Annotated in this window: 20 protein-coding genes, 1 tRNA gene and 1 pseudogene; 7 read left to right on the top strand and 15 right to left on the bottom strand. The window is 63.3% G+C overall.

Annotation, left to right across the window (positions count from 1 at the left end; translation table 11 throughout):
- Nucleotides 1–15: 15 nt before the first annotated feature.
- The gene (locus ABWK72_RS04670; RefSeq protein ID WP_367873622.1) at nucleotides 16–153 is read right to left on the bottom strand and encodes a hypothetical protein; all 138 of its coding nucleotides are present in this window, start codon (nucleotides 151–153) and stop codon (nucleotides 16–18) included.
- 15 nt (nucleotides 154–168) lie between these two features.
- Between ABWK72_RS04670 and ABWK72_RS04675 the strand changes: the two genes are divergently transcribed.
- The 4 genes from ABWK72_RS04675 (at nucleotide 169) to ABWK72_RS04690 (ending at nucleotide 2,902) form a co-directional block, all read left to right on the top strand.
- Nucleotides 169–1,086 (top strand): sugar phosphate isomerase/epimerase family protein, encoded by a 918-nt coding sequence (locus ABWK72_RS04675; RefSeq protein WP_367873623.1) that lies wholly within the window; start codon nucleotides 169–171, stop codon nucleotides 1,084–1,086.
- Between the two features lie 9 nt (nucleotides 1,087–1,095).
- Nucleotides 1,096–1,326: a DUF2905 domain-containing protein gene (locus tag ABWK72_RS04680; protein WP_367873624.1), complete on the top strand. Its 231-nt coding sequence runs from the start codon at nucleotides 1,096–1,098 to the stop codon at nucleotides 1,324–1,326.
- Between the two features lie 46 nt (nucleotides 1,327–1,372).
- Nucleotides 1,373–1,642, top strand: coding sequence for a hypothetical protein (locus ABWK72_RS04685; RefSeq protein ID WP_367873626.1), 270 nt, complete (start codon nucleotides 1,373–1,375; stop codon nucleotides 1,640–1,642).
- 72 nt (nucleotides 1,643–1,714) lie between these two features.
- Nucleotides 1,715–2,902 (top strand): DUF1080 domain-containing protein, encoded by a 1,188-nt coding sequence (locus tag ABWK72_RS04690; protein ID WP_367873627.1) that lies wholly within the window; start codon nucleotides 1,715–1,717, stop codon nucleotides 2,900–2,902.
- Between the two features lie 299 nt (nucleotides 2,903–3,201).
- On the opposite strand, the gene ABWK72_RS04695 is transcribed toward ABWK72_RS04690, so the two are convergent.
- On the bottom strand, nucleotides 3,202–5,337 hold the full coding sequence (locus tag ABWK72_RS04695; RefSeq protein ID WP_367873628.1) for a glycoside hydrolase family 32 protein: 2,136 nt from the start codon (nucleotides 5,335–5,337) through the stop codon (nucleotides 3,202–3,204).
- 341 nt (nucleotides 5,338–5,678) lie between these two features.
- Here ABWK72_RS04695 and ABWK72_RS04700 point away from each other — a divergent pair, with 341 nt between their 5' ends.
- From ABWK72_RS04700 to ABWK72_RS04710, 3 genes are all read left to right on the top strand, one after another.
- Nucleotides 5,679–6,497, top strand: coding sequence for a ThiF family adenylyltransferase (locus tag ABWK72_RS04700; protein ID WP_367873629.1), 819 nt, complete (start codon nucleotides 5,679–5,681; stop codon nucleotides 6,495–6,497).
- Between the two features lie 304 nt (nucleotides 6,498–6,801).
- On the top strand, nucleotides 6,802–7,539 hold the full coding sequence (locus ABWK72_RS04705) for a hypothetical protein (protein ID WP_367873630.1): 738 nt from the start codon (nucleotides 6,802–6,804) through the stop codon (nucleotides 7,537–7,539).
- Nucleotides 7,540–7,555: 16 nt separating this feature from the next.
- Entirely contained in the window at nucleotides 7,556–7,975 is a 420-nt protein-coding gene (locus tag ABWK72_RS04710) for an OsmC family protein (protein WP_367873631.1), read from the top strand.
- A gap of 84 nt (nucleotides 7,976–8,059) precedes the next feature.
- Here ABWK72_RS04710 and ABWK72_RS04715 read toward each other — a convergent pair whose 3' ends face one another.
- The 13 genes and pseudogenes from ABWK72_RS04715 to ABWK72_RS04775 all read right to left on the bottom strand — a co-directional run bounded on the left by ABWK72_RS04715 (nucleotide 8,060) and on the right by ABWK72_RS04775 (nucleotide 25,632).
- Nucleotides 8,060–12,865 carry a M6 family metalloprotease domain-containing protein gene (locus tag ABWK72_RS04715; protein WP_367873632.1) on the bottom strand — a complete coding sequence of 1,602 codons (4,806 nt, stop codon included), beginning with the start codon at nucleotides 12,863–12,865 and terminating at the stop codon, nucleotides 8,060–8,062.
- Nucleotides 12,866–13,248: 383 nt separating this feature from the next.
- Nucleotides 13,249–13,325, bottom strand: a tRNA-Asp gene (locus ABWK72_RS04720).
- A gap of 88 nt (nucleotides 13,326–13,413) precedes the next feature.
- Nucleotides 13,414–14,340 (bottom strand): ACP S-malonyltransferase, encoded by a 927-nt coding sequence (gene fabD, locus ABWK72_RS04725; protein ID WP_367873634.1) that lies wholly within the window; start codon nucleotides 14,338–14,340, stop codon nucleotides 13,414–13,416.
- A gap of 13 nt (nucleotides 14,341–14,353) precedes the next feature.
- A complete protein-coding gene (locus ABWK72_RS04730) occupies nucleotides 14,354–15,463 on the bottom strand; it encodes a glycerate kinase (protein WP_367873635.1) in 1,110 nt (369 codons plus the stop codon).
- 396 nt (nucleotides 15,464–15,859) lie between these two features.
- Nucleotides 15,860–17,209, bottom strand: coding sequence for a basic secretory protein-like protein (locus ABWK72_RS04735; protein ID WP_367873636.1), 1,350 nt, complete (start codon nucleotides 17,207–17,209; stop codon nucleotides 15,860–15,862).
- A 96-nt stretch (nucleotides 17,210–17,305) separates the two neighbouring features.
- Complete coding sequence (locus tag ABWK72_RS04740) at nucleotides 17,306–18,064, bottom strand: nuclear transport factor 2 family protein (RefSeq protein WP_367873637.1); 759 nt, start codon at nucleotides 18,062–18,064, stop codon at nucleotides 17,306–17,308.
- Between the two features lie 181 nt (nucleotides 18,065–18,245).
- Nucleotides 18,246–19,691 (bottom strand): DUF1501 domain-containing protein, encoded by a 1,446-nt coding sequence (locus ABWK72_RS04745; RefSeq protein ID WP_367873638.1) that lies wholly within the window; start codon nucleotides 19,689–19,691, stop codon nucleotides 18,246–18,248.
- A 128-nt stretch (nucleotides 19,692–19,819) separates the two neighbouring features.
- Nucleotides 19,820–22,018: a DUF1549 and DUF1553 domain-containing protein gene (locus ABWK72_RS04750; protein WP_367873639.1), complete on the bottom strand. Its 2,199-nt coding sequence runs from the start codon at nucleotides 22,016–22,018 to the stop codon at nucleotides 19,820–19,822.
- A gap of 13 nt (nucleotides 22,019–22,031) precedes the next feature.
- Nucleotides 22,032–22,781 (bottom strand): annotated as a pseudogene (locus ABWK72_RS04755) (DUF1549 domain-containing protein); the annotation flags it as partial.
- Entirely contained in the window at nucleotides 22,778–23,596 is an 819-nt protein-coding gene (locus tag ABWK72_RS04760) for an IclR family transcriptional regulator (RefSeq protein WP_367873640.1), read from the bottom strand. The pseudogene ABWK72_RS04755 and the gene ABWK72_RS04760, both read right to left, overlap by 4 nt.
- Nucleotides 23,597–23,712: 116 nt before the next feature.
- Entirely contained in the window at nucleotides 23,713–23,967 is a 255-nt protein-coding gene (locus ABWK72_RS04765; RefSeq protein ID WP_367873641.1) for a DUF3024 domain-containing protein, read from the bottom strand.
- Nucleotides 23,968–24,065: 98 nt separating this feature from the next.
- Nucleotides 24,066–24,611 (bottom strand): hypothetical protein, encoded by a 546-nt coding sequence (locus ABWK72_RS04770; RefSeq protein WP_367873642.1) that lies wholly within the window; start codon nucleotides 24,609–24,611, stop codon nucleotides 24,066–24,068.
- Nucleotides 24,612–24,705: 94 nt separating this feature from the next.
- Nucleotides 24,706–25,632, bottom strand: coding sequence for a hypothetical protein (locus ABWK72_RS04775; protein ID WP_367873643.1), 927 nt, complete (start codon nucleotides 25,630–25,632; stop codon nucleotides 24,706–24,708).
- Between the last annotated feature and the right edge of the window lie 58 nt (nucleotides 25,633–25,690).

Genomic DNA, 25,690 nt, shown 5'->3' on the forward strand with positions numbered 1-25,690 from the left:
GTTAGGGCGGTTTCCTCACATCGAATTGTTTGCCATGTAAACCCAGTTTTCATCAATATCTCCCGGAATCGCCCAAAAACTCACTTCCAAGGCTTCAAATTGATCTCGGCTACACAATTTTGTCGAGAATCCTTGCCACTCCTTGAGTTTCATGGTGTTTCGAGTCCGATGAAACGCCGCCACTTTCTTGCCACCGGCAGCCTCGCCGCCCTGCCCCTTCCCGCCTTCTCCGAGGAGGCCGCCATCCTTCCATCGCGCCCGAATCGCATCGGGGTTTCCTCCTATTCCTTCTGGGGTTTCCAGCGCGAGAACCTCCGCGACATCCCGACCTGTCTCGACCACGCCGCACGGATGGGATTCGACGGCTTCGAGGTGCTGCAGCGCCAGCTCGTTTCCTACGACAACGCCGAGCTTCAGAAGATCAAGCGCCACGCCTTTCTGTTAGGCCTCGACCTGATGGGCTACTCGACCCACCAGGGCTTCCTCTCGCCGGACCAAGCGAAGCGCGATGCCCAGATCAAGCACACCATCGACTGCATCGAGCAGGCTTACGCGCTGGGGATTCCGACGATGCGGGTGAACTCGGGCACCTGGGGCACCTCGAAGGATTTCGATGACCTGATGGCCAAGCGCGGCGTCGAGCAACCGCTGGCAGGCTACACTGAAGAGGATGCCTACGGCTGGGTGATCGAGTCTTACAAGAAGATCCTGCCGGTGGCCGAGAAGTGCGGCGTCACCCTCGGCCTCGAGAACCACTGGGGCCTCGGCGTGACGCCGGAGGGCGTGAAGCGCGTGATCGATACCATCGCCTCGCCGTGGCTGAAGGTCACCCTCGATACCGGGAACTTCCTCGAAGATCCCTACGAGCGCCTGGCCAAGCTCGCCAAGGACACGGTGCTGCTGCAGACCAAGACCTACTTCGGCGGCGGCGTGTGGTACACCCTCGAACTCGACTACCCGCGGATCGCCAGGATCATGAAGGATGCAGGCTACACGGGCTACGTCTCGCTGGAATTCGAGGGCAAGGAAGACCCGCTCACCGCGATCCCGAAAAGCCTGGCCTTGCTACGGAAGGCCTTTGCCTGATCGTAAGACATGGAGAACGCGGGCAAGCTTCTGGTCTTCGCCGGCATCGGCATCGCCGTCCTCGGCTGCATCCTCTGGTTCGCCGGGGGACGCGGCTGGCTGTCTTGGATCGGCCGCCTGCCCGGGGATATCCGGGTGGAGGGCGATAAGGGCGGGTTCTACTTTCCGGTGGTAACCTGCATCATCGTCAGCGTGATCTTGAGCGGGGTGCTGGCGCTGGTGAGGAAGTTTTTCGGATAGCTGATTCTTCCTTGCCGAAGAGCGCTTCCACGACATCGGTTCCAAGATGGACACCGATCTCGATTCCATGTCCCGGGATGAACTGTTGGCGGAGGTGAAACGCTTGCGGGCGGCGATCCGGGCGCATCGGGATAGCAGCGGGCATGAGCTGTGTTGGCATCATCCGGACATGTGGGCACTGTTACCGGAGCATGCGGAGAAGATGCCGGAGGTGCCGGAATGGCCGGCGTTCATTCGGGGCTGCGTGCGCTACCGGCAGTCGCTGGATGAGCAGATTCCGGATGCACCGCGGGTCGCGAAGGAGTTTCAGGAGTGAAGACTTCAAACGGATTTCATCTATTTTCGTGCAATTTCCTGCGGTTCCAGAATGTATTCTGACCTCGTTCTTATGAAACTCCTTTCTCTACTGGCATTCCTTCCCCTGTCTCTCCTCGCTGAAGAAGAGGGCTTCAAGCCGCTCTTCAATGGCACCGATCTGAGCGGTTGGGTGCCTTGCAATGTGGCGGCGGATACTTTCTCGGTGAAGGACGGGATGATCGTCACCAACGGCATGCCGATCGGGTTCATGCGGACGGAGAAGATGTATGAGAACTTTATCATCGAGCTGGATTGGCAGCACATGAAGGATGCCGGGAACAGCGGGGTTTTCATCTGGGGCGAGGGGCTGCCGGCGCCGGGGGTGCCGTATGCGCGGGGGATCGAGGTGCAGATCCTCGATCTCGGCTATGCGAAGAACAAGGGGGCCAACGAGTGGTTCACGACCCATGGCGATATCTTCCCGATCTGGGGCGCGACGATGACGCCGACGGGCAAGGTCGCGAAGTCGGGTGTGCGGAGTTTCCCGAGCAAGGAACTGACGCTGCCCTCGCCGCAGTGGAACCACTACCGGGTGGAGTGCAACAACGGCGAGATCAAGCTCTCGGTGAACGGCGAGCTGGTGACCACCGGCAAGGATAGCAATCCGAAGAAGGGCTTCCTGTGCCTGGAGAGTGAAGGGTCCGAGTGCCACTTCAAGAATGTCCGGATCAAGGAGCTGCCTTCCACCGGTGCCACCGAAGCGCAAACCGCGCGGGGCTATGAGGGCTTCGCCCAGCTTTTCAATGGCAAGGACATGGGGGGATGGAAGCCTGCCGCGGAGGGGGCGTGGACCTCGGATGGTGTGGCCTTCAGAGCGGTGCCGGGTGCGCAGTTCGCGGGGAAGAATCTGACTTCGGAGAAAGAGTATGGGGACTTCACGTTGTGTGTGGATTGGTGCGTGAAGGACAAGACCGCGATCGAAGGTGCGGGGATCGTGCTGCGGGGACTGCCGGGGGCCTTGGTCGGGATCTACAACGGTGAGATCGGATCGGGTGCGGTCGGAGGAACGGCTCCGGCGCTGAAGGCGGATTTGGAGATCGGGAAGTGGAACCGCTTTTTCATCACGGTGAAGGGCAAGCGGGTGACCGTGGAGCTGAACGAGAAGGTGGTGGCGAAGGATGTGGAGCTCGAGGGCTTGCCGGCACGCGGATCGATCGTCCTGACGCATCCGGGGACGGGGGTGGAGTTCCAGAATGTGTTTTTGAAGGAGGAGAAGTGATACCCATTTCTCGAATTGATCTGCCTTTAGAGGACTACCGCAATCATCACGGATTAGACGGATTAGACGGATTTACGGATTCGGGTTCCATGGAGATTCCCGTTGCTGCCACCGGTGATTTCTTGTCCGTGAGATCCGTAAAAATCCGTTCAATCCGTGATCACTTGCGCCCCGGTCGAAGCGTCTCCTTATTTCTTGGATTTGGTGTGAGGGAGGTGGGGTTCGGGGCGGCGGACAAGGGGAGGGATCTTGTCCTCCGGACGGGTTTGTTGGGGCGCGAGACGCACCCCATCCTTGGGCTACCAGGCGGACTTCAGGGTGTGGACCTTGAGGGAGTCGAACTTGATGCTGCCGCCATTCGCGACGATGCGGACCGGCTTGGTGCCGGGGATCTGGCGGATGTAGCGGCTGGTGTAGGTGCCGTTGACGAAGGCTTCCAGCGAGACGGTATCGGCGAAGATGCGGATCTTCAGCTTGCCATCGATCGGAGCCTGCGGGCCATGGGCACCGCTCAGGGTCTTGTCGGCGGCCTTCCAGATGACGGGGTGGTCATCGAAGCTGCGGAAGCCGAGCTCGGCGGCGGTGGATGAGGCGACGTCGATGACAGCCTCGATCTCGTATTGACCGCCTTTGAACCCTGAGAGCGGGTCGGTTTGGCCAGCTTCGAAGGTGAAGTCTTTCCATTCCTTCGTGTCCGCGCGCAGGCCTTCCACTTCCTTTGAAGGTTCGGCCCGGAGGCGGATGCCATCGCCTTGGCGATGAAGGGTGAAGTCCATCGGCAAGGTCATCTGCAGGTTGAAGGGCGCGCCTTGCAGGCCCGGACCGCCATCGCGCATCCAGCCGATGTGGACGCGGCGGCCATCGGGGGCATTGTCGTATGTTTGTCCGGCATAGGCGGCGCCGAAGTAGTGCTGGTGAGGACCGCTCTCGGCCTTGAAGACGCGGCCATCGAAGCTGCCGAGCATGTACTTGCCCTGCGCGCCCCAGACGATCCAGCGGGTGTTCTTGGCATCGCCATCGACAGGCAGCTCGAAGAGGTCCGGGCACTCGCCATCGGTCGGGATCTTGTAGTCGCCGGTCTTCTCCCACTTCACCAGGTCCGGCGAGGTGTAGATGCCGTAGTCACTGCGATCATAGTAAAGCGGCATGACCCAATGCTTGGACGGGGCGTGCCAGAAGATCTTCGGGTCGCGGTTCTCCGCTTCCACGTGCGGCAGCACCGGATTGCCTGCAAACTTCGTGAAGGTCTTGCCGCCGTCCTCGCTGAAGGCGATCGACTGCACCACCTTGCGGCCCGGCTCGTAGCTATGATTGCCATTCGCGGTGTAGGCGAACACCAGGGCCTCGCCCTTCACCGGCAGGCCGGTGCTGCCCTTCGGTGCGACGACGCCGGAGCCGGAATACATGTAGCCTTCCGCGTCCGGGAGCAGGCCGTTCGGGCCCTCCTTCCAGTGGAAGAGGTCGCTGCTGGTGGCATGGCCCCAGCTCATATTGTCCCAGTTGTGGTTGTAGGGATTGTGCTGGTAGAAGAGGTGCCAGGTGCCGTCCTTCCAGACGAGGCCGTTCGGGTCATTCAGCCAGCCGCGGCGGCTGGTGAAGTGGTACTGCGGGCGTAGTGCCTCGCGGTAAATCTCATCCTCGCCGGGGTAGGTCGGGCTGATCTTGACCTTCTCCCAGGCGTCCGCGAGCAGGCCGGGGATGCTGCCGGTCACGGTGATCTTGCGGCCCTGGTAGTTTGCGAGGTCGGTAAAGACCCAGAAGTCCGGATTATTCGAGAGGCAGATGTCCGCATAGAAGAGTGGCTGCTCCTGGCCATCGACGTTGAAGAAGAAGCGGCGCTTCTGGGTGGTATCGCGGGTGACCGGCCAGACGAGGTAGCGCCCCGCGATGGCGAATTCCTTCTTCAACTCCAGCACCTTCGGGTCATCGCTCTGAACGATGTGATCGATATTGATGTGGCCCCAGGTGCCCTTGCGCTTGTCGGTGATGCGGAGGCTGGCGCTCTTGCCGATCAGGTCCGACAGGTCCCAGCTCTGCCACTCGAGGCGCTCGGTGCCGCCGGGCTGGTCGAAGCGGCCGGTGGCGGTGCGTGCGACCTTGCCGGAGACGAACAGGTCGATGCAGGTCTCGGCGGGGAACTTGCCGCCGCCGATGAGGAAATTCAGATGCTTGCGCTCGATCTTGAAGGCGGGGGATTCGAGTTCGCCGGTCGAGTCGTCGCCGCCGTGATAGCCATTGAGCAGGCGCTGGCCGAGGAAGCCGCTAACGGGCATCTGGCCCTGCAAGCTGCCAGCCACGGGGGCTTTCCCGAAGGCCTCCCCGGTGGCCTTCCAGTTGCCGAAGGAATCGCCCTCGAAGTCCATGACGGTGAGGTCCGGAGCGGCGGCGGAGAGGCTGGGAAGCAGGAGGGCGGCGGAGAGGAGTTGGGAAATCATCGGCATAGAGTGACCATGGAACGTGGAGGTTTACCATCCTCCTATCCTGCAGCTTTGCATCCGGTGAAGTTTCTGTCATGACAGGAAAGCCATCCTGCTAAGAGCTAGGGGTCGGTTCCTTTTGAAGATTTAAACCGCGAATGGACGCGAATGGACGCGAATAAAAAGGCCCCGAAGTAGTGGGGATCGAGAGCTGCGCTTTCATGAAAAGCTAGCCCGAGCATTTTCAAAATTCGCGTCCATTCGCGTCCATTCGCGGTTTAGAAATGAATTTTCTGTTGCAAGGAGACGGGCTGTCAGACTTGCGGTGAGAGGCGGAGGTGCTTACCTAGGGGCAGCCCGTGACCGATCCTTACCTTGACCGCTTTTCCGGCATTGCCCGGCTGTATGGAAGTGCCGCGCTGGAAAGATTCCGCGGGGCACATGTGGCGGTGGTGGGGGTTGGCGGCGTGGGGTGCTGGGCGGTGGAGTGCCTGGCGCGCTCGGGGATCGGCAAGATCACGATGATCGATGCGGACGATCTGTGTGTGACGAATACGAACCGCCAGATCCACGCGCTCGATGGTACTTACGGGAAGCCGAAGGTGGGGGTGATGGCGGCGCGGCTGCGGGCGATCCAGCCGGAGATCGTGGTGACGGAGCGGCAGGAATTCCTGTCCGACCGCAATGTGGACGACTTTCTCGACGGTGGCTTCGACGCGGTGATCGACGCTATCGACGCGGTGCGGGCGAAGTGCGTGCTGCTGGCGCGCTGCCGGGAACGCGGGGTGCCCGTGATCGCGTGCGGCGGAGCGGGCGGACGGCGCGATGCGAGCTTGATCCGGGTAAAGGACCTGGCGCGGACGAAGGATGATGCGTTGCTGATGGCGACGCGGAAGCGGCTGCGGGATGATCACGGATTTCCCAAGGCACCGGCCGGATATAAGGTGAAGAAGTTCGGGATCGAGGCGGTGTATTCGGAGGAGCCGCCGCTGTATCCGACGTGTGAGGGTGAGGTGAGTCACGAGCGGCCTGAGGATTTGCCTGCCGGGCTGAAATGCGATGCGGGATACGGGACCGCGACGCAGGTGACGGCGGTGTTCGGAATGATCGCGGCGGGGCGGGTGCTGGAGAGATTGGCGGCGGAGAGGACGGTGGCACCATCACCGGAACCAAACTGACCTTGTAGGCCAAGCCGCGGTCACCACGGATTAACGGATTTGAACGGATTTACGGATTTGGAAGCGGAGGTTTCCAGGCTGTCCGGAATGATCAGCGTAAGGTGGATTCGGGATGGCGAGCTGTCGGGAAAGCCAGCGGCAAAGCGCCGAGGCACCGCAGCCCGAAACGGCTGCGCCGCGAAGGGGAACATCGATCCACATTGGAAGCTTTCCCGAATGACTTCAGAAAATCTGACGAAAAGCCACTTTTCCAGTCACGGCATTGGGAGACTCTCCAAGATAGGTGATGAATCGCTTATCAACCATGAAGTATCCCCTACTGGTCTCTACCACGTTTCTCTCGACCTTGCTCCCGCTTTACGCCTGTGAGGTGAAATTGAACAACGATCCCGCTTTGGCGAAGTCGCCCAGCCTCAAGATCAAATCCGTCTCAGTGGAATACAAGAAGGACCTCGATCTGATCGTCTTCAGCATGGATTTGGAAGGACCGGCGGGCAAGACCGTTCCGAAGGCCGCGGGCCAGCTCGATGGCGCGCCGGTTCTGGCTTACGTGTTCCCGACCACGCTCAAGGCGGCGGATATCGGGATGGGAAGCGCGGAAGGAATCGTCGCCCTTGCAATCACCTCGCATCCCGATTTCGACGACACCCCGCTGTGGGACGAGGACGGGAATGGAAGATATGATGACGACAAGGTGATCTATCACACACATTGGGCCCTGCTTGCCAAGGATGAGCGGGTTCCGGGCGGGCTAGCGGTGAAGGAATTCAAGAAAGACGATAAGAGCGTGGTCCTTCCTCCAACGAACTGCGGGATGCCCATGTATCTCGACGCCGCCGGACATCCCGTGGTGGAGCGCGGCAACACCCTGCGGGCCATTGTCCCGGCCTACTTCATGCGCCACAAGACCGACTTCAAATTCGACGGGGTAACCTGCTACATGCAGGTGAATACCTCCTGCATGGCCAAACCGATGCTCGGTGTTTACGAAGTTTACTCGGTGGCCTCCGGCAACCTCAGCCTGCCATTCGCTACCAAATAACCCTTGCAACAACATCATGAAACGAAGCGCAAGCGCCCGCTGGAGCGGCACCGTGCAGGCTGGCAGCGGTACCCTAACCACGCAAAGCGGCACCCTCAAGGAGACCCCGTATTCGTTCCGTTCGCGATTTGGCGACGGGAAAGAGACTAACCCGGAAGAGCTTCTGGCCGCGGCCCACGCGGGCTGCTTCACCATGGCCCTCTCGCTCTTCCTGAGCGAAGCCGGCTTCCCGCCGGAATCGATCCTCACCCGCGCGGATCTGAATTTCGATCCCGCCGCTCTGGAAATCACCGCGATCCACTTGAGCCTCAGCGCAAAGGTGCCGGGACTTGAGGAAGGGGTCTTCCAAACCTTGGCCGAGAAGGCGAAGGGCGGCTGCCCCGTCTCCAAGGTTTTGAAGGCGGCGATTACCTTGGAAGCCGTGCTGGAGAGCTAGGAAGCATCGCGGATCTCCTTGCTGTCGTCATCCTCAACAGTCTGTGGCTCGGGAACTCCCCCGGGTCACAGACCGGGCGGAATGCTATTCCCTCACCGCGCGGACGAAGTCCCGGACGGTGCCGAGGCTGATCTGGCGGGTGGCGGAGTGGCCGGTGGCGGTGAAGGTGGGGACCACGATCCGATAGCCGGGACCGGTGAAGTCGGCATCCGGGTCCGCCTCGATGTGGTAGGAGAGGCCGGGGAAGGTCGGGAAGCTGATGCTGACGAGCGGATGGGTGAAGGGATCGAAGCCCGGGGTCAGCTCGAAGGAGGTGATCCGCAGGTAGCTGCCGGAGTCCGCGGGGTCGGTCATGTCGGCGAGCTCACGGGCGTCGGTCGCGCCGTCGCCATCGGAGTCTACCGCCGAATCGTCGGTGCCGAGGTCGAGACCGAGCGCCGGCTCTAACAGATCGGGAATGCCGTCCGCATCGGTATCGGCGAGTGGCAGGGTGGAAAAAGCGACTGCTTCGACCGCGCCGAGATCGGCGGCGGGTCCGGAGATGCGGGGCGCGCCGCGCTGGTCGGTGCTGCCGCTGGCCGCGCTGGCATCGATGACGGGAGAGCCGGGCATGGGCGGCATGGTGCGCGTCGGTCCGCCGTAATTTCCGAGGGGTGCTAGACGGGCATTCGCGACCATGCCGGTGTAGCCGACGGTGTTGGTGGTGGTCCCTAACAAGTTGTCGGGGCTCTGCGTTCCCACCAGGCCGCCAATATCCGAAGGCTCGTCCTCGAAGCCGAAATTCCCGGCGACGATGGAGTGCCGGAGCGTGAGGTCGCCGCCGTCGTTGCCGATGCCGCCCCAGTCATTGGCACCATTGGCCGCGACGGTGCATTCCGTGAGGACAAGCTGGCCGCGGTGGTAGATGCCGCCGCCGCTCGCGTTGCTGAAGTTCGCGGCGATCGTGCAGAGGTTCAATTCCGCGGAGGAGTCCACCGCTTCACAGGCGATCCCGGCCCCGCTGCCACCGCCGGAGCCATTGCCGGAGATGGTGGAGCGGGAGAGAGTCATGGTGCCGCGATTGCCGATGCCGCCGCCGGAGCCGAAGGACTCATTGTCGCGAACGGTGCAGCCCTGCATGGTGAGCATGCCGCGGCTGAAGATTCCCGCTCCGCCGAAGTCCGCAGTGTTGCCCCGGATCATGCAGGAGATCAGTTCCAGATCGCCTGCATTGAGGAGTCCCCCGCCCTCTCCACCATCGAACTCGGATGCGTAGCCGCTCTCGATCGTCAGGCCTAACAAGGATGCCGTCACGCCCTCCGGGATCTCGAATACTCGTGACAGGCCATCGCCCGCAATCGTGATGCCGCCGGGCAGCGCGGAGGCATCGATGTGGATGTCACGGTCCAGGGTGAGTTGGCTGCCGTCCAATGCGATCGAGCCGCCGGAAAGAGCGGGAGAGAAGGTGAGGGTGTCGCCGGGGATGGCGGATGCGATGGCATCGCGCAGCGAGCCGGGGCCGGAGCTTGCGAGGGTGCTGACGATCAAGAGACCGGGTTGGGCTTCGACGGCACCGATATCGAGCGCGGCTCCGGAGATCCGCGGGAAGCCGCGTTGATCGATGGTTAGAGCGGTCGCGCCGCCGTGATCGAGTGCTGAGGAGCCTGCGAGGGGTGGCATGGTGGGAGTCGGGCCGCCGTAGTTTCCGAGAGCTGACAAGAGGGGCGCGCCGGTGAGGCCGCTGAAGGTGCCGCCCAAACCGCTGGTCGTGCCTAACAGATTCACGCCGCCTTCGAGATTGATCGAGCTGGCCTTGAGATCCGGACCGATGTCCACGGCGGTATTGCCGGCAATGATCGTGTTGGTGAGCCGCAGGGTGCCGGAGGTTTCCTCGATGCCGCCGCCATCGTCGCTGGCGTGGTTGTCGGAGATCGTGCAGGAAACGAGGTCGATGGTGCTGGTGCCGTCGCCATCGATGGCCGCGCCGACCTTGGCGGTGTTCGCGGCGAGCGTGCAGTTGCTCATCAGGAGGGTGGACGAGACCTGCTGGATGGCCCCGCCGCCGGTGGCGGCGCTATTACCCCAGAGCGTGGACTCATGGAGGGTGAGGCTGCCGTCGCTATCGATCGCGCCGCCATCGAAGTTCGCGTGGTTGACGGTGAGCGTGCAGCGGGTGAGCGTCACCGCGCCACCGTTGTCGTTGTCGATGGCACCGCCGCCGGCGGCTCCGTTGGCATGGTTGCCATCGAGCAGACAATCGGTGAGGGTGAGCGTGGCGTCGTCATTGAAGATCGCGCCGCCGTTATCGCCTGCGGTATTCGAGGAGAGCGTGCATCCGGCGAGTGTGAGGGTGTTCTCCGAATCGATGGCGCCGCCGGCATCCGTGCAGGAATTGTTAGAGAGGATCGTGGAGTTGAGGGTGAGAGTGCCGGTGCTGTAGATCGCGCCGCCGTCGTCAGTGGCGGTGTTGGTCAGGAGCTGGCATTGGCTGAGGGTGAGGATGCCAGCGTTCTTGATCGCGCCGCCGTCGCCGGTGGCCTTGCCGTGGGTGAGTTTCAGGCCTTTAAGCGCGACCATTTTTCCGGATTGGATGTCGAGGATCCGGTAGCTGTCGTTGCCGGTGATCGTGATGCCGCCGGGGGCGTCGATGACGTAGCTCTTGCCGACGGTGAGGCCGCTGGTGAGGGAGATGGTGCCGCCGCCCAGAGTGGGTAGGAAGCCGATCACATCCGAGTTCGTGGCGTGAAGGATCGCCTCGCGGAGGGAGGTGCCGCTACCGAGCGCGGGGTTCAGGCTGCCGTTCGATTCATCGGTCAAGGTGGTGACGAGGACGTTCGCGGCAAGGCCGGGGTAGAAGGCCACCTGGTCGAGCCATCCGGTGTCCGCGCCGGATGATCCGGAGCCATCCTTCAGATAGATCCAGCGCAGGGTGTGGGGGCCCGGGGGGAGCGGGACCGTTTGAGACTTCCAATCGACATTCCCAGAGATCTGGGGCGCGGCGGCGACGGGCGCGCCATCGACCTCGAGGCGAAGGAAGCCGGCATTCGCCTGAGAAGAAACCTTCCACCAGAAGGAGAGCGTGCCGGGACCGGTGACGGCGGTTTCCAGCCGGCTCGATTGGGAATCTCCGATGTCCCCGCTGGCTGCCGCATCACCGGCATCGTGCGTGACGGCGCTCTGGCCGAACCAAGGCTGATCGCCAGCGCTTGTCCAAGTCAGGGCGGGTGCATCGATGGCGAGGTGCAGCGGGATCTTGTCGCCTAACAGAACATTCATTATCGCCCCCGGAGGACTGCGCACCTCGACGGCGATACCCGAGGCCGTGCCGCTCCACCAGCGGGAATCCGGCACGGAGCCATTGTTGAAGTAGGAAGTGGCGGCGTCGAAGAGATCGGATGCGTCGCCGCGGTCGGAGCCGTGCTCGAGATCGAAAGCGCCATCGGCCTGCTCCACGGAGAGTTCGTAGTGCAGCGAGGGGCTCATCTCGCTGTTTTCGTTGCCGAAGACCGACTCGTCCACGTGCCAGATGAGGATTCCCTGATCCGGGCAAGCGGCGGCCCACTTGTCCCCTGCCCCGCGATTCTCGATGAGGAAGTATTCGCCGGGAGCCGCGGGATTGGCGATGCGCAGGCCGCGGTTGCCGGTGGTGGGAAGATCCGCTTCGTGGGCAGCGCCGGGCGCGAGATCGGTGATATCGGCCCATCCGGAGATATCCTTGAGATAGATCGAGAGCGGAGCGGGGGTGCGGCCGTTGTTCAGGTGGTTTCCGCTGCCCATCAGGCAATGTTCGCCGACGCCCGCGGACTCGGCGCCTTGGTCGTAGAGGTCCGGGTAGCCTAACAGCAGGTGGCCGATCTCGTGGATGTAGGTGCCGATCGGGATGGCCTGGAATTGGGCATTGGTGATCTGGTAGCCCGAGATGTAGATCGGATTCCCCGGGCTTCCGACATCGATGGACGGGAAGATCGAGGAGCGGTGTGGCCAGAGTCCTTCGGCGAAGACGCCGGAGTCCGGACCGGCGAAGAGCAGGCTGGTGGCCAGCACCTTGCTGTTTTCATCCACGGATAGCGTGGAGAAATCGAAGCCTTGGGCCTGAAGTGCGGCGATGGCGTGGGCGACCATCCGGCCGCCGGCATCGATGTAGGCGCGGAGTTCGGTATTCGCAGGGTAATCGCCGAAGTTGTAGTAGTTCCGGGGGTGCGGCAGGGTGATCACCGGGGCCACGAGTTGGGTAAAGGTGAGCTGGCCGTCCGACTGGTTGTGGTAGTAGTCGCGGACGGATCCGGTATTGCCGAAGTCCGGGTAGCCGGTCTCGTTGCAGAAGCGGTCGACCTGGAGCCGGGTGGCGGGGAGGGACACCGGGTCGGCGGTGGCGGTGGCGGGGTCGTCCGGGAATTGCACCGGGATGCAAAGGCCGACCTTGGAGACCGCCGTGGGACCGCGCTCGGAATGGCCCGAGCGGTCGCGGGCCGCGGCGACCCGGCGGGCCCAGTCATGGCGCTGGTGAGGTAGGGCCTTTTCGAGATTCTCGGCACGGAGCCGGGCCGCGATGGCCTTGGGCTCGGCGAGGCCCTTGGGAAGGCCGGGCGGCGGGCGATGGTGCGCCGGGATGGTGGAGCGGACGAGTGAAGGGGCGCCCGGCGCGGTCGCGGCGAAGTAGTAGGTGAGATCGCCGGGATTGAAGAGGACAGTGTAGCCTTCCGGGGTGGCGGTGCGGGCGTAGAAATCGTCCCCGAAGACGCGGAGCGGGAGGCGGGTGCCATCGGGCTGGGTCCACTCGGTCGGTCTTCCTTCCTTCGGGTAGGGGGCGGCGGAGAGTTGGCCTTGCGCGAGGAGGAGCAAGGAGAGGAGGAAGACAAGAGGCAGGCGACGGTGCGGGGGCACGGGCGTGCGGGTGGAGGGGGTTTTCATGGGGGCCGGGAGAGAGATCCGGCGGCTGGGTACTCAAGCGCTGATTGGGTTTGAGGGCAAACCTGCTGTGTGTAATGGGGTTGGGGTGAGCCTTCATCCCGTCCGCTCCGCTGGGAGTTGCGGAGATCCGGACACAAAAAAGGCCGCCCGATTAAGGGCGGCCTATTCTGGTTACCAGTGGCGGAGCGGACGGGATTGCCCTGCGGGCCATGCCAGTTTGCGGCTGCGCCGAGGAGGGATGGTCGCGAAGCTCCCGCCGCGTTCGAACCCGACGTCTCCGCTGCGCTCCGAAAGGGTTCTCATCCCGTCCGCTCCCTTGGAGTTGCGGGGACGGGAGAACAAAAAAGGCCGCCCGGTGAGGGGCGGCCTATTCTGGTTACCAGTGGCGGAGCGGACGGGACTCGAACCCGCGACCTCCGCCGTGACAGGGCGGCATTCTAACCAACTGAACTACCGCTCCACTGGTAACTTCAGCGCCTTGCGGCGTGGGCGGGAAGCTAGGGGGGTGGCCGGAACGGTGCAACATCATTTTTCACTTTTTCCGCCACTTATTTCAGGGTCTCGGTGACCGCTTCCAAGGAGGCTAGATCCTCGACGGAATGGACGGTAAGGTCCTTGTCGATCTTCGCCACGAGGCCGGCGAGAACCTTGCCGGGGCCGAGCTCGATGAAGGTGCGATAGCCCTTGCTGACAAGGAGTTGGATCGATTCGGCCCAGCGCACGGAGCCGGTGACCTGCTTCTCCAGCATGGCGCGGATTTCGGCGGGATCGGCGACGACGGAGGCCCCGAAATTGCAGACGACGGGGAGTGCGGGGGGCTGCATGGCGACACCGGTCAATTCGGCGGCGAGCTGGTCCTGCGCGGACTGCATCAGGCGGCTGTGGTAGGCCCCGGCGACGTTGAGCTTGATGGCGCGGCGGATGCCGTGGTCGCGGGCCTTTTCGACGGCGGCATCGATTCCGGAGACGGTGCCGGAGAGGACGATCTGGCCGGGGGCGTTGAAGTTCGCGACATCGACATCGCACTCGGCGGCGAGAGCCTTCACGGCGGACTCCTCGCCACCGATCAGGGCGGCCATGGCTCCTTGGGTGGCTTGGCAGGCTTCCTCCATGAAGAGGCCGCGACGGGCGACGATCTTGAGGCCGTCCTCGAAGGAGAAGGTGCCGGCGGCGGCGTGGGCAGTGAATTCACCGAGGGAAAGGCCGGCGGCGGCGACCGGGACGAGGCCCCCTACCCTTTCCTTCAGCAGCGCCAGAGCGACGAGGCCGTGGAGGTAGAGGGCAGGCTGGCAGCGGGAGGTGCGGGTGAGTTCGTCGTCGGGCCCCTCGAACATCGTTTGGGAGAGCGGGAAGCCGAGGACTTCATCGGCCTTGCGGAACATCGCTCGCGCCGTCTGCGAGGCCTCGTGGAAATCCTTGCCCATGCCCACCTTCTGGGCGCCTTGTCCGGAGAATAGAAGAACCACGTCGCTCATTGCGCCGACTGTCCTAGCGGGCAAGCAGGCCGCGGAGCAAGCCCTCATGCCCGGCGACGAGACGGGTGAGCAGTTCGGGGGCGCGGGCGATGGAGTCGGCGAGGGGCAGGCCGAAGGATTCCAAGGACAGGGCCGCATCGAAAAGGGCGCCTGCGCTGTCTTCGACGCGACCGGCGACGGCGAGCACGGGGACGCCGGCGGCTTTGGCCATGGCAGCGACTCCGGCGGGGCCCTTGCCGCCGAGGGTTTGGAAATCGAGGGAGCCCTCGCCGGTGATGACCAGGTCGGCGGCGGCGATGCGTTCGGCGAGGCCGAGGGCTTCGGCGACCAGGTCGAAGCCGGAGACCAGCTTTGCTCCGGCGAAGCGCATCAGGCCGAAGCCGAGGCCACCGGCAGCACCGGCACCGGGGGTGTCGGCTTCGAGCTGCGCGCCGGAGATCGCGACCAGGCGGGTCAGGGTGGCATCAAGGAAGGCGACTTCTTCCGGTGAGGCTCCCTTTTGCGGGCCGAAGACGGCGGAGGCACCGCGTGGGCCTGTTAGAGGGTTGTCGACATCGCAGGCGACGATGATCTCGGGCAGGTCGATGCGCCGCGATTCGTCCAAGTAATGGAGGAAGGAGAGGTTCTCCGGGACGGGTGGCATTTCCCAGCCCTTCTCATCGAGAAAGCGGACGCCGAGGGCTGCGGCGATGCCCGCGCCGCCGTCGTTGGTGGCGCTGCCGCCGATGCCGATCAGGAGGCGGACGGCTTGTGAGACTTCGATGGCGTGGCGGATGAGTTGGCCGGTGCCGAGGGTGCTGGAGGCGCAGGGATTCCGGTCTTCCGGGGCGATGCGCCAGAGACCGCTGGCGGCGGACATTTCGAGGATGGCGACCGGACCCTCCGGGCTACGGTAGATGCCGTAGCTGGCCACGACCGGGCGGCCGAGGGCATCGCTGGCAGCGGCGGAGACGAGCTCGCCTCCGGTTCCGGCGAGCATGGTCTCGATGAAGCCTTCGCCGCCGTCCGCGATCGGGCAGATGTCGACGGTCCATTCCGGAGGCAGGCCGGCGCGGATGGCCTCGCAGGCTTCGACGGCGCTGAGGGAGCCTTTGAATTTGTCGCAGGCGAGGAGGAGCTTCATGGGGGGAGGAAATCACCAATCATCAATCTTCCAATCATCAATCGAGGTGCGGCTGCGCAGGGATATGAGGAGGTGGATTGCCAAAGCGTCGGGGATGCCCATAGCGAGTTACCAGGCGCGGACCTGCTAGAATCCCAACCGGGGTTCGCTGACGTTTCCGGACAACCGGGGGGGTTCGCGCTTGGAGCGCTCGACCCCCCGGCTACTCGATTTTTTCCCTCCGGGAGAAGGCGGCGGTCTCTCGTGTGGACCGATATCCGAGCGGTCCGGCGGGATGGCGGCGACCTGAAGTGAACCGACATTGTTGCGGGACTCCGGGCCATCCCCAGCCTGACCTTTCGGAGAAAGGTCCCTGCCTTCTGGCGCTTTCAGCGGCAAGCGCTGCCCCTTGCATGATTACTCAATGCCAAGGCGCAGCTTGTTGGCGGCCTTCCAGGCGGCGTCGAGTTCCTCGGCGGTCTTGCCGGTCCAGTCTTTCCAGAGCTCCGGGGTGTAGCCCGCGTGGGTGGCGAGGTTGAGCTTCCGCATCAGGTCCTTCTCGTGGTTCTTGATCACGTAGTCGTAGAAGTTCGCGGTGACGCGGTAGCTGGAGTCGTAGTTCGAGCTGGCGAAATTGCGCTTGGTGATCTCGGCACCCTTGGCCTGCGGTTCGTAGAGGAACCAGCGGATGTAGTCGGCCACGCCTTCGGTCACCCAGGTCGGCGGGCGCTGGCCGCGGGTCGACCCACCGGGGTTGCCGAATTGGACGACGTGGACGATCTCGTGGATCGCGCAGCCGACGGCCTCGCCGCCGGCCTGGTCGCGCATGAAGTTCGCGTTGAGAGTCACGTTCTTGCCGCTGGCGAAGGCGGGCACGCCTTGGGCATGGCCGGGCAGCGTGGTGGCCAGCTTGAGGGTGAAGTTGATGGTATCCGGCGGGGTGTAGCCCTCGACCGGAAGCATCGCGATGATCTTGGGATACCACTCCTCCATCACCGGCATCAGGTTCTTCTTCGCCCAATCGGCGAGATCCGGAGCTTCCGAGGAATCGAGGATGTATTTGAATTTGCCGTCCTTCGAGGTGAAGGTTTCGACCTTGTGCTCGTAGTGCTGCAGGGCCGGACCCTTGGCGTCGATGATGTCGATCTCGCTGAAGAAGGTGTTCCCCTGCCCGTTCGATTCGTCGTTGGCCTGGATGTCGAAAAGCAGGCGGCTGAAGGTGCCGAGCGGCTCGCCGCCCTCGGTGCCGATGGAGACGGCGTGCTGGCCGGCACCCTTGTCATGGGTATCGACACTGGCGATCAGCTTCCAGCCGACGGTGGCGGGATCGATGTCCGCAGCGGGCTCGGCGTTAAAATTGGCGGCGCTGCCATCGGTGCCGTAGAGCTTGTAGATCTGCGGGGCGCGCGGGCCGGCGTGCCAGGAATAGGTGGCGACGTTCTTGACCGCGATCGGGCCGTGGAGGTCAGCGCTGAGGCGGCCGCCCTTCTCGCCGATGGCAAAGAAGAAATTGCGATCCGGATCGTCCTCGCTGCCCGGGGGCTTGCCGTCTTGGACGACGGGCAGGACTCCGCAGACTTCGTTGGCGGCACCGGAGATGACCCTGAAGAAGGCCTTGGCCCCGGCGTCGTTCATGGCTGGGGGCAGGACGCCTTCGCCTTTGAATCCGGCATCGGTGGCACTGTGGGCGGTGGTGACTTTCACCGAAGGATCGGCGATGGCGGCGGAGACGAGGAGCAACGAGGCAAGAGGAAGGCCAGGATTCATAGTGGAGCGGTGGTCAGAAGGGACGTCCCAAGACGGGGTGCGGGTTTAGCGCCGCCCGACGATTGGTCTGTCTCACGGAAGATTCCACCCGCCTCACTACGGCTCCAGACCGATCGAAGCCAGTCCCGTTTCGGGGTCGAAGGGCACCGAACTGTGCAGATGGGTGGCTTTCCATTCGCCGCCGATCTTCCGGAAGCAGACGGTGGCCCGCCACCACATGCTGATCCTGCTGCCATCCGTCTTGGTGCCGTTCACGTGATTCAGGCTATGGCAGAATCCGGCATCCCCGCCGGCCACCACGACCAGATCGAGCAATTCGTAGCCGATTGGTCCAGAGAAGGAGTCCAGCCATTGGCGGGTACGCTCTTCCACCGCATCCGCCCCGCGATAGCGAAGGGGGTCGACGACATCGAAGGCCATGACCTGGGCGGCATGCCGCGCGACCAAGGCATTCGCATCCTTGGCCCGGCAGGCGGCGACGCTCTCGGCCATGATCGACCGCAACTCCGAGGCGGAGACCTTCGAGGGATCGTCGGAGCCGAAGTAGACATCGACGTGTTTGATGCGGTCGTCCTGGATGCGGAAGAACTCGGTATTGCGGAAACGGGAGCCATCGCTGCGGGAGCATTCGTAGGTGACGAAGACCTCGTTGCCCTCGGCGAAGGTGCGGAGGATGTGGCGCTGCTGCTTACCGGTGTCATTCGGCCAGCAGCGCTCGAAGTAGCGGTCGCGGCTGATGCGGTCGTCCAGCGGGCTACTGAAGGTGAAGTCATCCGCGAGAAGATGCTCCATCGCTTCGCGGTCGCGGGAATCGTAGGCGGTGAAGCACGCGCGGGCGAGATCGGTAGGATTCATGGAGGGTAATATCCCTCGCAGAAGCTGTTCCAGCGGGTCTTGGGGGGTTAAGGGAGCTAACGGGACAAAATCGGCGCGATCTGCAATTGCCAGTCGGGGAGGCATTGCGAAATGCGCAGGCTGCACTTGCCGGAGCTTATCGGGCGGACTGAAGTCCGCGCTCCCGGGGCTGCCGCGGGAATCAGGCAATGATCTCCTTGATCGGATCCGCTCCCTCCACGCCGACGAGCTTCTGGTCGAGGCCGCCGTAGAAGTAGGAGAGGTGGTTCGGGTCGAGGCCCATCTGCTGGAGGACGGTGGCGTGGAGGTTCTTGACCTGCACGCGGTCGCGCACGGCTTCGCCGCCGAGTTCATCGGTCTCGCCGAAGGTAGTGCCGCCCTTGATGCCGCCGCCGGCCATCCAGGTGGTGAAGCCGTAGGCATTGTGGTCGCGACCGGTGCCTTCCGCGTATTCGGCGGTGGGCTGGCGGCCGAACTCGCCGCCCCAGATGACGAGGGTTTCATCGAGCAGGCCACGCTGCTTGAGGTCCTTGAGGAGACCCGCGATCGGCTTGTCGGTATTGCCAGCGTGGAACTCGTGGTTCTTCACGAGATCGCCATGGGCATCCCAATTGTCGTCGTTGTGCGCGCCGCCCGAGTAGATCTGGATGAAGCGGGTACCGCGCTCGACGAGGCGGCGGGCGAGGATGCACTTGCGGGCGAAGTCGTCGGTGCGGGTGCCGTCCATGCCGTAGAGCTTCTTCACGTGCTCCGGCTCATCGTCCACATCGATGGCCTCCGGCGCGGTGGCCTGCATGCGGAAGGCAAGTTCGTAGGAAGCGATGCGCGCGGCGAGGTCGGAGTTGTGCTCGCGGCCCTTGAGATGGGACTTGTTGATATCGCCGAGGAAATCGAGCAGCGAGCGCTGCTGGACGCGATCCATGCCGGGGCGGTTCTCAAGATTGAGAATGGGATTGCCCTGCGAGCGGAAGACGACGCCTTGGTAGCTGGCGGGCATGTAGCCGCTGCTCCAGTTCTTGGCGCCGGAGATCGGGCCGCCGGTCTTGTCGAGCATGACGACGTAACCGGGCAGGTTCTCGTTGAGCGAGCCGAGGCCGTAGTTGACCCAAGAGCCCATCGACGGCTTGCCGGAGAGCAGCGAGCCGCTGTTCATCATCAGCATCGCCGAGCCGTGGATCGGTGACTCCGCGGTCATCGAGTGGATGAAGGAGATATCATCGACGCAGCTGCCGACGTTCGGGAAGAGATCGGAGACCCACTTGCCGGACTGACCGTATTGCTGGAACTTCCACTTCGGGCCGACCACGCGGCCTTCGTTCTTCTTGCCGCCGCGGCCGAAGGTCTTGATCGGGATGCTCTTGCCATCCAGAGGATACATCTTCGGCTTGTAGTCGAAGGTATCCATGTGGCTCGGCCCGCCATACATGAAAAGGAAGATCACCGACTTCGCCTTGGCCGGCAGCAGCGGCTGCTTCGGCGCGAGCGGATTGTCGTAGGGCACGTCGGCGGCGAAGGCCCCGTCGCGGGACATCATTCCTGCCAGCGCGAGCGAGGTGAAGCCCCCGCCGATCTGGTGGAGGAATTCGCGGCGGTGGACGCGGCCGCAGAAGTTGGGACGAACGATCATAGAAGCAAAAGACTCAAGACTTGAAGACGCAAGACACAAGATCGGAGGACGTGGAGTGAAGGGTCATCGCGGGGTCCGTTCGGGCCGGAGGCTCAAGTCTTGCGTCTTGAGTCTTCCAGTCTTGTGTCTCAATCCAGATAGAAGAATTCGTTGAAGCTGAAGACGCCGATGCAGAAGCGCTGGAGGGCGAGGTCGGGTGTGAGTTTGCTCTCCGTCTTGAGTTCGTTCATGAAGGCCAGCGAGAGGGCGACTTCGGATTCATCGGGATCGCGGGATAGGACGAGCTCGAAGGCCCGCTTGACCTGCGCCTGCAGGTCGTCGGGGCGCTCGCGCTGGAGCCGGTCGGCGAGGGCCTTCGCCTTGTCGTGGACGAACTCGCTGTTCATCATCGCCAGCGCCTGGGTGGGCACGGTGGTGGTGAAGCGGATCGGACAGGAGTTGTCGGTATCGGCGAGGTCGAAGTCGGTGAACATCGGCGGCTGCAGGGAGCGCTTGATCTTCACGTAGACGCTGCGGCGGTTCGCCTGGTCCGGCGGGCTGATGCCCCACTTGCCGCCCTTGGTGGAGGAGGTCGCGAGGACTTCCTCGGGCATCGCGATGTAGACGCTGGGGCCGGCCATTTCGAGGTTGAGCTCGCCGGTGCTGGCGAGCATCGAGTCCCGCAATTCCTCCGCGCTGAGGCGGCGGGGATTGAAGCGCCACAAGAGGTCGTTCGCGGGATCCGCGGCGGCGGCCTTCGGTTCGGAGGCGATCGACAGGCGATAGGCCTTCGAGTTGAGAAGCAGGCGGTGAATCTCCTTCACGCTCCAACCCTTCGCGACGAACTCGCTGGCCAGCCAATCGAGCAACTCCGGATGGGTCGGCGCGGTGCCGAGGTAGCCGAAGTCATTCGGTGTGGGGCTCAGGCCGCGGCCGAAGTGGTGCAGCCAGATCCGGTTGACCATGACGCGGGCGGTGCGCGGGTTGTCATCGCGGGTGATCCAATTCGCGAGCGCCAGGCGGCGACCGCTCGACTTGGCATCGGCCGCAGGTGCCGGGATCGCGGCGGGCTCGCCGCCCCAGATTGCCGGGAAGCCAGGCTGGACTTCTTCGCCCTCTGCATGCGCGCTGCCGCGGAGGAGGACATGGGTGACGGGCGGCTTCGGGCCGCCTTCGGAGACCACCATGGCCTCGATTCCCGGCGACCGCTTCTGGCCCTCGATCTCCTCAAGCCGCTTCTGGCCGCGCAGGTAATCTTCGCGGTCCTTGCGGCTGGCGGCGCGGTATTCCTTCTCGAGCACGATATCGGACGGCGTCACGGCATCCACCTCGAGGCCGAGGTCGAAGTACTGGCTGCCCGCCTTCTGCTTCACGTGGACTGCCAGGACATTCCGACCGGTCTGAAGGGCGGACATGAATTCCGGCGGAGCCTGGATCGGAAGATACTCGCGAGTGAAATCGCTGCGCTGGAGCACCGGGCGGCCGTTCAGATAGATCTCGATGTCCTCATCGTGGTAGAGGTGCATGAGCACCGCCTTGGGGATTGCTTCAAGGCCGAAGCTGGTTTGCAGCCAGATGTCCTGCCCGTTCCAGACGGTGCGGGCCTGCACGTCCTGGGCCGCGGTGCCGAAGCCGGCGGGACCTTCCTGCCACTTGGCGCGCTCGGCGCGGAAGCCGACGGAGGACCATTCTTCCGCGGGCTGAGTGACGGTGTAGTACCAATTCGTCGGGCGAAGCCGGGCATCCGTGATCAGCCAGCGGTCCATGCTGGAAAGCTTGCTGACCTTGGCCGCGATCTCCGGGCGGGTCCGGCTGACATTGGCCAGCGCGTCGCTCTCCACGCCCTTCATGAACTCGCGGATGCGCTTTTCCTCGACGGCCATATCGGCGAGAGTCTTCTCCCGCTCGTGGGCCAGTTCCGGAGCTTCAATGAATTCGGTCTGCTTGCCGCCGCGGCCCATCGGCTCCATGCCGCGGAAGAAGGAGACGAACTTGTAGTAATCCTTCTGCGGGATCGGGTCGCCCTTGTGATCGTGGCAGCGGGCGCAACCGGCGGTCATGCCGAGGAAGCCCTCGGTCACCACGCGGACATTGTCGTCCAGCACGTCGAAGTAGTGCTGCTTGCGGTCGGCGGGTTCATCGTCCCACGGCATCAGGCGCAGCATGCCGGTGGCGATCTGCGAGTCCGCGGTTTTATCGGGAAGTTCGTCGCCCGCGATCTGCTCGGCGACGAAGCGGTTGTAGGGCTTGTCCTCGTTGAAGCTCCGGATCACGTAGTCGCGGTAGCGCCAGACGAAGGGCTTCTCGTTGTCGCGTTCGAAGCCGTTCGACTCCGCGTAGCGGACCACGTTCCAGCCAGTGGCGGGCCCACTTTTCGCCATAGGTCGGCGAGGCGAGCAAACGGTCCACCTGCTTGCTCCAAGCGTCCGGCGCGGTATCGGCCTCGAAGGCCTTGATCTCTTCAAGGGTGGGTGCGAGCCCGGTGAGGTCGTATGAGAGACGCCGTAGCAGCGCGGGGCGGGATGCCTCGCCGACCGGTTGCAGGCCCTTCTCGTCGATCTTGGCGCGGAGGAAGGCATCCACCGGATTCCGTGCCCAATCGGCCTCCGCGACCTTGGGTACCGGCGGGCGCTCCATCGGCTTGTAGGACCAGTGGGCCTTGGTCTTTTCATTGACCTCGGTCACGCCGGCCATCGGGTCGTGGACTTCCACGAGCTTGTCGGCATCCTCGGGCGTCCAGGGGGCACCCATGCCGATCCACTTGGTGATTTTCGCGATCTCGTCATCGGCCAGCTTGCCGCGGGGCGGCATCTGAAGGTCCTCGTTCGAATACGAGATGACCTCCAGCAGCAGGCTCTTGGCGTGGTCCGTTTCATGAAACGCCGGACCATGGCTGCCGCCCTTCATCAGCCCCTTGCGGCTGATGAGCTGGAGGCCGCTCTTGATCTTGGGATGGCCCTTCTCGTCGAGGCCGCCGTGACACTTGAAGCAATTCTGCTCCAGGATCGGCTTCACCTCGTTGCGGAAGAACTCCACGCCCTCGCTATCGGCGGCGCGAGAAATCGCCGCCGTCCACGCAAGGCCAAGACCAATGATCGCGGCACACCTCATGCAATCTGGGAAAGAACGGCCCCGAAGCGGCTGGAAATTTCATCCGCGTGTGCTTTCACCACCGCACCGAAGGCGTCGAGCTGGCCATCTGCGATCCGCGAGGACGGTGCGGTGATCCACAGCGCCGCGATGACGCCGCCGGTGGCACCGCGGATGGCTGCGCCGATGCAGGTTTGCCCTTCCATTTCCTCGCCAAGGTCGAACCCGTAGCCACGGGCCGCGACTTCTTTCAGGTGTTCGAGGAAGGCCTCATGGGTGGTGATGGTGTTCGGCGTGAAGCGCGTCATTTTCAGACGCGAGACGCGGGTGGCCCGCTCCTTCTCCGGCAGGCCGGCCAGCATCGCCTTGCCGGGAGCGGCGGTGTGCAGGCAGAAGCGTGTGCCGGGATCGACCGCGAACTTGAAGTGGTGGGTGCCGAGCGCCTGGTCGAGCACCACGCCCTCGTCATCGGCAAGGGTGCCGAGCAGGGCGGTCTCGCCGGTGGCGTCGCGCAGGCGGCGCATCACGTCGATGGATTTCTCGAAGAGGTTGGCATCGGTGACGGACATCGCGCCGAGGATCAGCAGGCGCGGGGTCAGGCGGTAGCGCTTGGTATTATCGACCTTTTCGAGGAAACCGCGGTTTTCGAGGGTCACGGCAATGCGGAAGGCACTGTTCTTCGGGATCTTCAATTCCACTCCCAGGTCGCTGACATTGATGCCTTCAGGCCGGGAGCTCAGGAGCTCCAGCATCACGAGTGCACGGTCGAGGTTTGGCACGATGTAGCGTGCCCTAGGATTATCGGAGGTGTTTTCCCAGTCGGATTCGTTTGTCATATGAAACGGCGTGCGCCTCCCGATACAAGAGGATCCAAGGTGCCCTTTCAAGTTTCTAACCAACAAATTAACCCTAACTTCCCACAGTTCCGGGCATAAACCCAAACGGCGGTTGGCTAGCCCCAGAAGCAGCAGTGTTCGTCCTCGTCCACGACTGCCAGGAATTCGTCGAACAGGAGGGCCTCGGGATACGGTTTGTAGGTGTGCCACTTGCAGTCGGCACGGTTCCAAAAGATCCTCCACCGTGAAACGGTTCGGACATAGGTCGCCTTGGCCGCCGCGATCTCGATGGTCTCCTCCGGGTTGCGCCAGTCGGGACGACGTTCGGTGAGTTCCACGCTCTGTCCGGTGATGCGGTATCCGAAATCCAACTTCCGCCGAATCTCCTCCTCCGCTGGTCGACGTCTTTCTAGGAATTCCGTCACGGACTCCTCGATCCGGGCTGTCTCCTCTTTGTTAAAGGCCATAATCAGGCAGGAAAGTGTTCTTCAAGTTCCCCGCAGGTGTAGCGCAGGTGGTCGTGATAGCCCCAGCCGATGCCGTTGGTTTTGATCACAAGCGCCCCGAATCGCGGCGAGACGGTCTCCCACATCGCGAGCCCCTCCCGCTTCACCCGTTCGGCCAGCTCATCGATCGCGGAGCACAGGCCGTCGTAGAAGCGCGCATCAATGTCACCGAAGTCACAGGTGAAAGCGGTACCGGTCTCGATGTAAGCCAGCAGCAGTTCGATGGTCCCCGCCGTGTTGCCAGTGGCCTTGTGATACTCCCGGATCGCCTTGCGGGCCTCGCCGAGTTTCAACTTCGGCTCGCCACGCGCGGGATAGAAGGGTTCGACCACACGCTTGCGGAAGCTCTCGAACGCCTCGCCGCCACCTTCCACCGCGCCGACGCGCGCCAGGAGGAAATGCCGGTTATTGGGCGAGGCGTCGTGGAGATCCTTAATCAGCGCGAGCAATGCGGCGGGCTCCCAACCTTTGAGGGATTTTCGGATCGCGGTCCAAGTAGGCTTGCTCATGGAGAATCAAAGCTCCCGCCCGAACGCCAGGTCAAGGATCACAGGCAGCAGGACATCGAGTTCGGCGACGGCATTCTTGGCAGGCATGGGTAGACTACCAAAGCTGGCGAAGGCGCTTCGCGAACTCGCGGTGACGGATTTCACGGGAGACGCCGATCTCCTTCAACCGCTTCCCGAATTCGGCTCCGAGCTTCCTGATCGCGTTTCCCCTGAAAATTGCCTCTGCCGCTGCCGGATACTCAACCCATATAATCTTGCTTCCAGTTCCCGGAATCTCGTCGGTTCGCAAATAGCGTGCTGGCGGATATAGCCGCGCTCCAGAGCCGTCATCGTGAATCATCAGGATCTCTCCGGCATTCTCCCGGATTGCCTTCGGTATTCCGGGATACCACTCGAACCAATCCAAGCGGTGACCTCCTCCTTTCGAGAGCAGTTTCCGGACGCTTTTCTCCCCCCGTTTCGCCTGTTCCCCTGCCTCGTCTGAGGCGTGCTCGGAGACGTCCGCAACCCAAAGAGGCACGGCCATTGCGGCCAATGCTTGGCCGTTGCTCTTCTCCCCCGCCGGTGGCCGATAGTGATGCGCTACTGATTTGACGAACTCGGGCCCGATCCGAATGCCGCGAAGACTCATGATGAAATCCGTCACTTCACGAATGGTGGCTGGTGCGGTCGTCCGCAGCGCCGCCTCAATGAGGCCATTCGCCGAACGCGATGAAGCATTGCAGGAACCAACAAAGGCAACACCGCCGAAGGAGAATACCTTCGCGTGCAACCCTTCCCATGAGTGGACCTCCACCCCCGTTTCAAGGTAGGCGAGAATCGCGTCGGGGTGGGAAAGCCCTCTTTTCAAAGCAGAAATAGAGAAGTCGCAAATAAGCACGCTGTCCTTTTTTAGAGGCAGATAGCGTGGCGCGTCCCGCCCAACATAGGCCACCGCCACCTGTGCCCGCTTCTCTTTTGCAGCTTTGGTGATTGCCGGCCAAAGAGCCTCCGAGTGGAGGAGCGATGAATTACGAGACATCGAGCGGAACTTGTAGAGCTGTCATCTGCCAGTGAGATGGTCGAATTCGAATCCCTCG

Origin of the sequence: Luteolibacter sp. Populi (assembly GCF_040801775.1) — a bacterium.
Classification (GTDB): domain Bacteria; phylum Verrucomicrobiota; class Verrucomicrobiia; order Verrucomicrobiales; family Akkermansiaceae; genus Haloferula.